General features: G+C 68.9%; 14 protein-coding genes, 1 tRNA gene and 1 pseudogene. 12 read left to right on the top strand and 4 right to left on the bottom strand.

Going from position 1 to position 8,805, the window contains the following annotated elements; all coding sequences use genetic code 11:
• A pseudogene (locus tag FREUN1FDRAFT_RS36470) lies at nt 1-290 on the top strand ([protein-PII] uridylyltransferase); the annotation flags it as partial.
• Nucleotides 291-403: 113 nt separating this feature from the next.
• Nucleotides 404-493: transfer RNA gene (locus FREUN1FDRAFT_RS36475), tRNA-Ser, on the top strand.
• A 113-nt stretch (nt 494-606) separates the two neighbouring features.
• Here FREUN1FDRAFT_RS36475 and FREUN1FDRAFT_RS36480 read toward each other — a convergent pair.
• The 4 genes from FREUN1FDRAFT_RS36480 to FREUN1FDRAFT_RS36495 all read right to left on the bottom strand — a co-directional run bounded on the left by FREUN1FDRAFT_RS36480 (nt 607) and on the right by FREUN1FDRAFT_RS36495 (nt 3,544).
• Entirely contained in the window at nt 607-2,103 is a 1,497-nt protein-coding gene (locus tag FREUN1FDRAFT_RS36480) for a site-specific integrase (RefSeq protein ID WP_006545433.1), read from the bottom strand.
• Complete coding sequence (locus FREUN1FDRAFT_RS36485) at nt 2,100-2,369, bottom strand: hypothetical protein (protein ID WP_006545434.1); 270 nt, start codon at nt 2,367-2,369, stop codon at nt 2,100-2,102. The genes FREUN1FDRAFT_RS36480 and FREUN1FDRAFT_RS36485 overlap by 4 nt, the downstream gene beginning before the upstream one ends.
• A 193-nt stretch (nt 2,370-2,562) precedes the next feature.
• A complete protein-coding gene (locus FREUN1FDRAFT_RS36490) occupies nt 2,563-2,931 on the bottom strand; it encodes a hypothetical protein (RefSeq protein WP_006545435.1) in 369 nt (122 codons plus the stop codon).
• 181 nt (nt 2,932-3,112) lie between these two features.
• Entirely contained in the window at nt 3,113-3,544 is a 432-nt protein-coding gene (locus tag FREUN1FDRAFT_RS36495; RefSeq protein WP_006545436.1) for a helix-turn-helix transcriptional regulator, read from the bottom strand.
• Nucleotides 3,545-3,665: 121 nt separating this feature from the next.
• Here FREUN1FDRAFT_RS36495 and FREUN1FDRAFT_RS42575 point away from each other — a divergent pair, with 121 nt between their 5' ends.
• The 10 genes from FREUN1FDRAFT_RS42575 to FREUN1FDRAFT_RS48390 form a co-directional block, all read left to right on the top strand.
• Entirely contained in the window at nt 3,666-3,992 is a 327-nt protein-coding gene (locus tag FREUN1FDRAFT_RS42575; RefSeq protein WP_157475778.1) for a helix-turn-helix transcriptional regulator, read from the top strand.
• A gap of 53 nt (nt 3,993-4,045) precedes the next feature.
• Complete coding sequence (locus FREUN1FDRAFT_RS36500) at nt 4,046-4,468, top strand: hypothetical protein (protein ID WP_035957301.1); 423 nt, start codon at nt 4,046-4,048, stop codon at nt 4,466-4,468.
• Nucleotides 4,465-5,499, top strand: coding sequence for an AAA family ATPase (locus FREUN1FDRAFT_RS40495; RefSeq protein WP_006545439.1), 1,035 nt, complete (start codon nt 4,465-4,467; stop codon nt 5,497-5,499). The genes FREUN1FDRAFT_RS36500 and FREUN1FDRAFT_RS40495 overlap by 4 nt, the downstream gene beginning before the upstream one ends.
• The gene (locus FREUN1FDRAFT_RS36510) at nt 5,496-5,951 is read left to right on the top strand and encodes a hypothetical protein (RefSeq protein WP_006545440.1); all 456 of its coding nucleotides are present in this window, start codon (nt 5,496-5,498) and stop codon (nt 5,949-5,951) included. The genes FREUN1FDRAFT_RS40495 and FREUN1FDRAFT_RS36510 overlap by 4 nt, the downstream gene beginning before the upstream one ends.
• Nucleotides 5,948-6,289: a hypothetical protein gene (locus FREUN1FDRAFT_RS36515; RefSeq protein ID WP_006545441.1), complete on the top strand. Its 342-nt coding sequence runs from the start codon at nt 5,948-5,950 to the stop codon at nt 6,287-6,289. The genes FREUN1FDRAFT_RS36510 and FREUN1FDRAFT_RS36515 overlap by 4 nt, the downstream gene beginning before the upstream one ends.
• Nucleotides 6,286-7,047 (top strand): hypothetical protein, encoded by a 762-nt coding sequence (locus FREUN1FDRAFT_RS36520; RefSeq protein ID WP_006545442.1) that lies wholly within the window; start codon nt 6,286-6,288, stop codon nt 7,045-7,047. The genes FREUN1FDRAFT_RS36515 and FREUN1FDRAFT_RS36520 overlap by 4 nt, the downstream gene beginning before the upstream one ends.
• A 205-nt stretch (nt 7,048-7,252) precedes the next feature.
• Nucleotides 7,253-7,480: a hypothetical protein gene (locus FREUN1FDRAFT_RS36525; RefSeq protein ID WP_006545444.1), complete on the top strand. Its 228-nt coding sequence runs from the start codon at nt 7,253-7,255 to the stop codon at nt 7,478-7,480.
• 11 nt (nt 7,481-7,491) lie between these two features.
• Entirely contained in the window at nt 7,492-8,067 is a 576-nt protein-coding gene (locus tag FREUN1FDRAFT_RS36530) for a hypothetical protein (protein WP_157475779.1), read from the top strand.
• Nucleotides 8,068-8,306: 239 nt separating this feature from the next.
• Nucleotides 8,307-8,633, top strand: a complete 327-nt coding sequence (locus tag FREUN1FDRAFT_RS36540) for a hypothetical protein (RefSeq protein ID WP_006545446.1) — start codon at nt 8,307-8,309, stop codon at nt 8,631-8,633.
• 35 nt (nt 8,634-8,668) lie between these two features.
• Nucleotides 8,669-8,805, top strand: a 137-nt coding sequence (locus FREUN1FDRAFT_RS48390; protein ID WP_369809856.1) for an HTH domain-containing protein, incomplete at its 3' end; no start/stop codon positions are given.

The raw sequence follows: 8,805 nt of genomic DNA on the forward strand, positions 1-8,805 counted from the left end.
GCGTGCTGCACCGCATCGCCAGGGCGCTGGCCGAGACGGGCTTGGACGTCCGCACCGCGATCGTCGCGACCCTGGGCCTGGACGTGGTCGATGCCTTCTACGTGGAGGATCCGGTCGAGGGGCCGGCCGGCACGCGACCAGCCGCGGTGCTCAGCAGCGAACGGCGCGCGGAGGTGGCGTCCGTCGTCCTGGCAGCCCTCACCGCAGGTACGCCGGCGGGCTCCAGCACTGGCGACGGGCCGTCGCTCTCCGTCTCGTCCACGTCACCGTCATCGCCGTCCGCCACCTGAGGGCAGCCGATCCGGAGCGCGGCATGGCGCCATTGGAGGAGTGTTGCGCTCCGCACGGGAGGGTCGTGGTCTGGTCCGCTGTGCGGGGCGCTATGCTTGGGACGCACCTTCAAGGAGGCTTCGCCTAGTCCGGTCTATGGCGCCGCACTGCTAATGCGGTTTGGGTCTACAGCCCATCCGGGGTTCAAATCCCCGAGCCTCCGCCCTTGACCAGGCGCTTTGAACATTTGTTCGAAGCGCCTGGCCGCTTCTAGAACCACTTTCAAGATCAAAACCCTCTCTGGATTGCACATGGATTGCACATTCGGTGCGGACCTCATCCAGACCCCGCCCGCCGCCGGTTCCGCCGGGGAACGAACGCCTCGATCGCTGCCGCCGCGGCCTCCGCCAGCTCCTCCGCCACGACCGCGTACACGTCTCGCGTGAAGTTGGCGGAGGCGTGCCCGAGGACGTCCGCCACGAGCTTCATGTCGGCTCCGGTCGCCAGCAGCATCGTGGCGGCGCCGTGCCGGAGGTCGTGGAAGCGGATCGGGGGGAGCGGCATCGCCGCGACGATCTGGACCGCCGCCACCGGACGCCGATGCCGCCGGGCGACCCGTTCGACCGTCCATCCGTCGTCGAGCCGTGCGCGCATCGTCGCGTACATGTCCAGCAGCAGGGCGAATCGCTCGGTCAGATATTCCGGGCGAAGCGCCTGCCCGTTCTGCTGGGTGAAGAAGCGTCCGCTGTCCTGGTAGGCCTCGCCCCAGTGGAGTCGCTCGGCGGCCTGTTGCACGGCCGCGGACTTCAGTACCGCGGCCGTGGTCGCGTCGACGACGATCTGCCGGTCGCCGGCCTCACTCTTGGTGTCGTCGAGTTCGTCGTCGGTCTGCGACGCGCGGATGTGAAGTCGCCGGCGGGGGATGGAAACCTCGGACCGCTCCAGGCCGACGAGTTCGCCGCGGCGCAGCCCCCAGTACGAATCTAGGTGGTATAGGGCGTACAGCCGCTCCTCGATCGCTTCGAGGAAGTCGAGGAAGTTTCCGGCCTGCGCGGGGGTCCAGACCATGACGGGGGAGGGGATCTGTCCGGTCTCCTGCCAGCGTTCGACCCGCTCGTCGGTCCACAACAGCGGGCGGACACGACGCTTCCGCCGGGTGCCGCCCTTGGTGCGCCAGACCCCCTCGGCGGGGCTCACCTCGATGACCTTCCAGGCGTGGACGGCGTCGTTGAAGCCGCCGGTTAACACGGCGTGGACTCGGCGGATCCGAGCCTCGGATATCGGCTGGGTCTGCCACCGTCGGCCGCCGTCGCGGGTCGCTCGAGCTTTCAGGAGCCGGCGCAACAGCTCGGCGTGCTCGCCTGGCTCGGCGCCCTCAACGTTGATCAGCCGCATGGCGGCATACAGGCCCCGGATGTCGTCTGTGGTGACCCTGGCCATGGCCAAGTGACCGAGGCCCGGCGCGACGTATAGGTCAATGATCTCTTTCTCGGAGGCGAGCGTCTTGGGCTTCAGCCCCTCACCACGCTCGGACTCCTCGCGCCGGGCCTCGTACCGCTCGGCGAAGAAGGCCGCCACCTTGATCTTCGGGTCGGTGGTGCGGCCTGCGGCTCCGCCGCGGTTGATGACGGCCTTCGCGAGAGCTTCCTTGCACTCCGTGGATGTGTTGTACGGCCCGATCTCGGGCTGTCTGCGCTTCTCCCCGGGCGCGGCGGGTGCGTCGTACCGGCCGTACCACTTCCCGTGCCCCCTTTTCTCCAAGTCGGGGCAGGCCTTACCCATGAGCCGCCGCGTGCCGGGGTAACGGCACGAGCACTTCTTGTACGGCTTCACGCGTGTACCGCAGCAAGGCGCCCGCCCGCCGCTGCCGGCTCGCTCCCACCCTGGGTGGACGGGTAGAGCAGTGACACCAGATCGCTAGTAGGGATCTTGATGCGGCGGCCGTATCGCAGCACCCGCGTGTTCGTCCAAGTCTGGCGCTTGATCATGTCGTAGACCGTCCATGCGCCCAGATCGAGGATCTGGGCGGTGGTCGGTACATCGGTGGTCGGGCCGAGGGCTTCTATCGCCCCACGTGTCCACTCCGTCACGTCTGTCACGTCGCGCCCCTCGCCTGCTTGATCTACTGTCCGGGCTGGTCTAGGTCGGCCCGGACGTGTCCACCTGGGTCCAGTTGGACCCTGGGCATAGGGGTATCACAATGTGCGAGTAGCGCAAAGTACTTACTAGAAATTTGTGAAACGGCGAGCGCCCCGCGGGTGCTGTCCGCGGGGCGCTTTGTGGTGCTGGAGCTCAGGTTCTGCTGGATGCCGGGGTGAGGCCAGGTGTCGTCTCCGTGGCGTCTGGGCCGACGTCGCTTCGGGGGTCGACGTCGACCCGCAGGCCGCGGAGGGACCGTCTGGTGAACCGTGACCACTCGGCGTCGGTCAGGTCCGGGACGGCCTCGGTGATCCGGCGGTGGAGCTCGACTTCACCCGCGGGACAGGGCGGGCCGGGATGGATGGTGATGTCGTCCCAGGCCCAGTAGCCTTCCGCGATCTTCTGGGCGGTGGCGTCGAGCGCTGCAATGCTGGTCCTCGTTGCGGAGAGGACCAGGACCCAGACCGTTCCTACGGGCAGCATGACTATCCCGCCCATAGGGGCGGTGGTGACTGTGTGCACGTGTGTACCCCCCTCGACGCGCACCGTGCGCGTAGGGGGATGTGTCTATGCCTACTGACGGACTAACGCAATCGGGTTGTCACCTGCGGATACAGCCGTGTTTGCCCGTTGTCAATTAGGTACGGAACGTGATTCCTGGCGTGCTGACGTAGGACGTCAACTAACAGAGCGTAGTCGAGACTTATGGCCCATCCTGCCTGTCAGGCCGCTTCGCGATAGCCTCCAGCGCCCCGAGAGCGGCCCGCCAAGCCGCGTCCATCACGTCCGGACTATCTAGATCTAGATCATCAAATCGGTCGATCAGTTCGGGCGGGACCCGGTAGTGATCCCGCAAGATCTCCTGTGGAGTGGGGGCCTTGCGGGAGCGAGCGGGGGTCTCGTCCGGCTCCTCCAGATAGATCTTTTTGAGTGCGTCTTCCTCGCTGTAGCCGAGCCGTTTGGCTATGGCGACGGCCTCGGTGAGGCCACCGCGGGGCTGCTTGGCCTTGCCGCTGACCCAGTTGGAGAGCAAGGCCTCCGGCACGTCCAAGTACTCGGCGAGTTCGCGCTGAGTACGGAACCGGGCCCCGCCGTGCTTGTCGACCTGCTCGCGCAGCAGGGCTCGGAAGCTCATGCGGGCATGCTACGCGATTCATGTATCGCAGTCTCTACGGTGTGCCAACCCGCGATGCGTTGTCGGAGCGTTTGGCCTGGTCAGAGTAAGTACTTTTTACGATTCATGTATCGTACGTCTCGTGAGTCGCAGAGCCACCGACGGTGGCAAACCGGGGGATGCGGCCCGACGCCAGGCCGGAGCACAGCTACGCGCCGCACGCGAACAGGCCGGCTGGCTACACCAGCGCCCGTTCGCAGTCGAGGCGGGGATCTCACAGCCCCATCTGGCTCGGATGGAGATCGGCACATGCGCGGTCTCGCCGGAGATGCGGGCACGGATCAACACCGTGCTCGGCGACAGCTGGGACGCCCCGGAAGAAGAACAGCGGTGCCGGCCGGATGGCAGCCAGCCGGACACCGCGAGCCCCATGCAGAACCCGCTCAACGAAGAGAGCCCACAGGGATGACTCCAGAGAGTACAGACGAGCGCGTTCGAACGCTCGCAATACGGGCCGCGCGGATGCACGCGCTTGCCCTGCAGGCCGTGATCTGGGACGGCGCGGCGATGCTGCCCGCAGCGTCGGAGCACGCTGCGGACGGTTGGGACATCGGCGGCACCGACTTCATCGGCGCCGCGTTCGACCTGGTCGCCGCCGTTCGGCAGGACCGAGCGATCCGCGCAAGGAAGATCACCCCGAATGAGGTTGCCGGGGACCTGACCGCCAACCTCCACGGGCCGCTGACCGATGGCGACTACCAGGTGGCGGAGCTGTTCGCCGAGTCGAATGTGGTCCTCGCCCTGTTCACCCTGATCCACCCGCCCGGCACGGTGCCGTGCCTGTTCTGCACAGTGGAAGGAAGGGACGCGCCGCGCATCGCCCCCGGCGCCGGCGGCCGGCTGTGCGCCGAGCACGGCGGTCATCCCGCGGGTACCGGCCGGTGACCGGCTGGTCCTTCCCGGCCGCTCCGGCTGTGCGCTACCGGCAGCCGGCCCGGATCGCCATCGCCGGCCCCGACGGGGCGCCGCGCACGCTCGCCGCGCTCCGCTACGCGCGGGAACTCGCGGGCGAGGCGGGCCGGGTCGTGCTGGTCGACACCCATCAGGGCGCCGCCCGCGCCTACGCACAGGCCGACCCGGCGGCACCTGGCCCGAACGAGTTCGCCTTCGACCTGATCAGGATCGAGGGCGACTTCCACCCCGACATGATCCCCGCACTGATCGCCACGATGCATGACCAGGGAGAACCCGTCCTGGTTATCGACGGTCTGGAGTCCTGGTGGACCGGACCGGGGGGCCATCTCGAACTGGTCGACAAAAAGACCGTTCGGAGAGATCCGAACACCGGCTGGGCCGCGATGCGCCCCGCCGAGCGTCGACTGGCCACCGCTCTGCTGACCTACGGCGGGCACCTGATCGTCACCGTCAAGACGAAATCCGAATGGGTGGTGGAGCCCAACGGGTCCGGCCGGCACATCGGCCGGCCAGTCGGAACACGGCCAGAGCAGCGAGACGGCCTGATCCAGGAAATCGGCACGGTCGTCGAGGTGGACGGCGACGGCCGGACCACTGTCACCTCCTCCGTCTGCCCCGGCCTGCTGGGACAGGAGTCGACCGAGCCAGATCCTGACCTGGCGCGGACTCTCGCGGACTGGGCGGCGGGCGGGGTTCCGGCCCTATCCGTGGCTGGCTGCCTCGCGCAGGCGCTGGACCCCAGCGCCACATACGCCACGTTGCGCGGCCTCTGGTCGGAGGCGCATGCCGCGGGTCTGACCCGTGCATGGGTCCTCAACCCGGCCGACCCGGCGGGCCGTGTGATCTCGCTCGGCAACGTGCTCGATTGGCGTGGGAAGCAGTTCGGAACCGTCCCGCCCATGGCGCCTGCACCGGCCGAGACCACCTACCCCGATAGCGCGGACGAGGACACCACCATGGCCACGGATCTCGACACGTTCGGTAACGGGTACGACGCATGAACGCTGTGGATCTCGTGGATGCCCTGACCGGCTACGATCCGCGCACGGCCCACCTGGACGACACGATTCTCTTCCCGGACGGGCGCACACAGGCCATGTACGCACCGGACGAGGAAGTCGACCCGGGCGACACGCCGTGGACGCTGTCCCGGCCGCACGAGCACGCGAGTAACGGCGGCTGGTCCATGCGGACGGTGGACATCCCCGAGGGCTGCACGCTGCTCACGCGCGGCGGGAAGCCGGTCATGCCGCTCGGAATGGCGCTGGATCTGCTGCTCGACATCGCCCGGGACCCGATCCGCGCCCGGGAACTGGCCGCCGCGCTCGGGCGGCCCATCGACGAGGTGCGGGCCGAACTCCGGCGGAAGCAGCAGGCGGGAACCGTGCGCTCTGCTGCCCGCCGCTGGAGCCTGGTGAAGCCCCGCCGCATCCGCCGCAGAAATGCGGCATGAACCTCTTCGACGCCAGCCAGCCGGCGGACACCGAGGCCCACCCGATGGGCTCCATCTGGCAGGAGCAGGAGGAGAAGCAGGCCGCCTGCGCCGCCCGGCCCGGCGGGCACCGGTGGCAACTGGAGATCGACGCGAGCAGCGCATCCGTGTCCTGCGCGGACTGCCACGACAACCCGGCAGGGGACTACGAGATCTCCATGGAACCGATCCCGGTTCGGATCGAACGGGGATCCGACCACGCCCCCACGGGGCAGCTCTGCTATCCCGAGCAGATCGGGCCGTGCGACTGCGGCGAATGGCTCGCCGTGAATCCGATCCTCGGCGGGTCCACACCGTGATCGCCTCTGTCGCCCCGGCCGCCACCACGGCGGCCGGGGCCACCCCCCGCCCGATCTACGACGGCGGCGGATGCCCTTACTACGCCCGGGTGCACCAGCTCCCCGGCCATGACCCGGATGGGCGGTGCGGGGGCGGCTTCAGCTGCGGCTACATCGGCGAACCGCAGTGCATCACCAACGAACCAGAGAACAACCCGATGGGGGAAATGATGACGACTGAAACACAGCCGGCGCTGACGGCTGACGATGCACGGAAGATCCTCGCCTATCTAGTCGAGGACGCCGCCAAGCTCGCCGAGCTGGCGGACAGCCTGCCCGCGGACATGAAGCTCCCCGACACAGTCGAACTGGCCGGACTGGTCGAGAAGGCGGTAGAGGACCTCGGCGTGCTCCGTAAGGTGCTGGACCGCCGCGGGGCTCCGGCCTGGGGGTGGATCCGGAACCGGTACGACCACCCCGGCGGGTGGATCGCGCGGCGGAAGAAGAACAAGACCAGCGTCCACAACGTGCCCCGGGCGTTCGCTCGTATCGCTCCGGCGCTGCTGTGTAACCCGGAGACCGGCGAGATCGATATGCCTAGGATCACCGAGAGGCAGGTCGAAACGATCCTGATCCGTGCACAGCGAGCCGTGACGATGGATCGACTGAAGAAGACCGGGCTCGGTGATATGGGAATCCCCTGGGAGGATCTGATCACCGAAGAGGAGAAGCCCGACACGATCAGCGTGGAACGGGCCTCTTCTGGCGGTGTCCAGTGATCAGGGTGCGGGCGGCGGCGGGGGCAGTATGCCTCGCGGGGGCGGTTGCGCTGGCCGGCCCCACCTCGCCACCACAGGCCCCCGCCCCTGCTGTGGCCGTTCCGGTTCCGCCGAGCCCGGTGCCGATGGTGACGATCTGCGCGGTCGGGATCCTGGACTGTCTGTTCCAGCCGGCCAGCGCCGTCGCGGGCCCGGTGGTGCGGCTATGACAGCCCTGATGGACGGTCTGCCGTTTCTTCTGCTGGGCCTGATGGTCGCGCTCACCTCGTTCACACTGGGCCGGTTTTCCGCGCCCCGGTGCGTGTGCGACGGGGTGGCGCGGCCGGTCGCGAGGCCAGTGCGTGCCCTGCCGGCGCTGCCGCCGGCTGTTCCGGATCTGGATGCGACTCTGGTGATCCGCCGTCGTACCGGCGGCGCGCACCGGGCGTCCTGATGGGTGCGCGGGTGCAGCTGCTGCCGCCGGTGGCGCGGGGCGACTGGCCGAACCTCCGCGTCGCGATACCGCTGACCGAGGGCCCTCGGTATGTGCGGACCCCCGGGATGGGCCGCTGGCATCGGATCCGCTCCGGCTACCAGGTGCGGGACGAGAGTCGGGGGCCGTCGTGGCGGCTGTGGTGCGGTCAGCACATCGGCTACTACGGCGTGTTCGAGGTCGACGAGCCTCCGGCGGGGGAGCCGGCGTGCGGAACCTGTGAGGGCCGGGCGATCGGTGCCGGACAGGTGGAAAACCCGCTCACGGTCGACCTGGCGTACGAGCCGTGGATGTGGGACACGCCGACCCTCTGCCCGGGGCCAGGCAGAGGCCTGTACGTGGCCGAAGGATTCCGAGTGGGCCGGTGCCTGGTGTGCCAGCTGCTCGCGCCGACGCGGGTCACCGGCGGCCCCTACCGGGCGCAGATGTCCCTGACGAAACACCCGCCGGGGCCGGGGCTGATGACTCCGTGCCCGTTCCATGGCTGGTTTCACCTGCGAGCAGTAGACGGCGCGGCGGTGTGCTGGCCGTGCCGGACGGACGACTGACTGACTGAGGCGGGGCTGGTCGCGACCGGCCCCGCCTGATCAATTGCAAGTACTTTTCACGAATTGGATTCAGTACCTTGACTCTCCATCGTCATACCCCGCTCCCGCGCGGCTCGGGACCACAGCGGCGGACCGGACTTGCCCGCGGCGGGTCGCCCCGTACGAACCAGCCGCGCGCCGCGTCCCGTACGTGCGCGAAGACGCCGGCGAACCGGCTGCCCGCAGAGACCCGGGCCGCCGTGTATGAGCGCGCCGACGGCCGGTGCGAGATTGGCGGCGAGCCGCTCCGGCCCGGCTGGCGGTCGATCCAGCACCGGGCCCGGCGTGGCACCGGAGGTACCAGCGACCCGGGCACACACCGGCTGTCCAACCTGCTCGCCGTGTGCGGCCCGGACGCCTCCGCCGGATGTCACGCGCTGGCTGACGGAGCGTCCGACCGGTACGACAACGGCTGGCAGGTCCACCGCGGCGACGACCCGGCCGCGGCCCCGGTGCTCTACCGGGGTGCCCGGGTTCTCCTCGACGACCAGGGCGGCATCCACCCGGCCTCCGAGGAGAGGATGTGAGCGCCTGCAGCGTGGACACCGACTCGGTGTCCGTCGTGCGGCGGATACGGGTAGCCGCCGAGCTCACCCGTGCCCACCGGACCGCGGGTCAGATCGCCGACGAATTGGGTGTGTCCACCAGGGCTGTTGTCCGCTACCGGGCGATGGCGCGCGCTCAGGGCCTGCTCCCCGA

The organism is Parafrankia sp. EUN1f (assembly GCF_000177675.1).
Lineage (GTDB): Bacteria > Actinomycetota > Actinomycetes > Frankiales > Frankiaceae > Parafrankia.

Coding starts and splice junctions, on each gene's coding strand:
- FREUN1FDRAFT_RS36495 (WP_006545436.1), bottom strand. CDS start 3,544: ATGAGCTTCCGAGCCCTGCTGCGCGAGCAGGTCGACAAGCACGGCGGG.
- FREUN1FDRAFT_RS36525 (WP_006545444.1), top strand. CDS start 7,253: ATGACAGCCCTGATGGACGGTCTGCCGTTTCTTCTGCTGGGCCTGATG.
- FREUN1FDRAFT_RS36515 (WP_006545441.1), top strand. CDS start 5,948: ATGAACCTCTTCGACGCCAGCCAGCCGGCGGACACCGAGGCCCACCCG.
- FREUN1FDRAFT_RS36500 (WP_035957301.1), top strand. CDS start 4,046: ATGCACGCGCTTGCCCTGCAGGCCGTGATCTGGGACGGCGCGGCGATG.
- FREUN1FDRAFT_RS36510 (WP_006545440.1), top strand. CDS start 5,496: ATGAACGCTGTGGATCTCGTGGATGCCCTGACCGGCTACGATCCGCGC.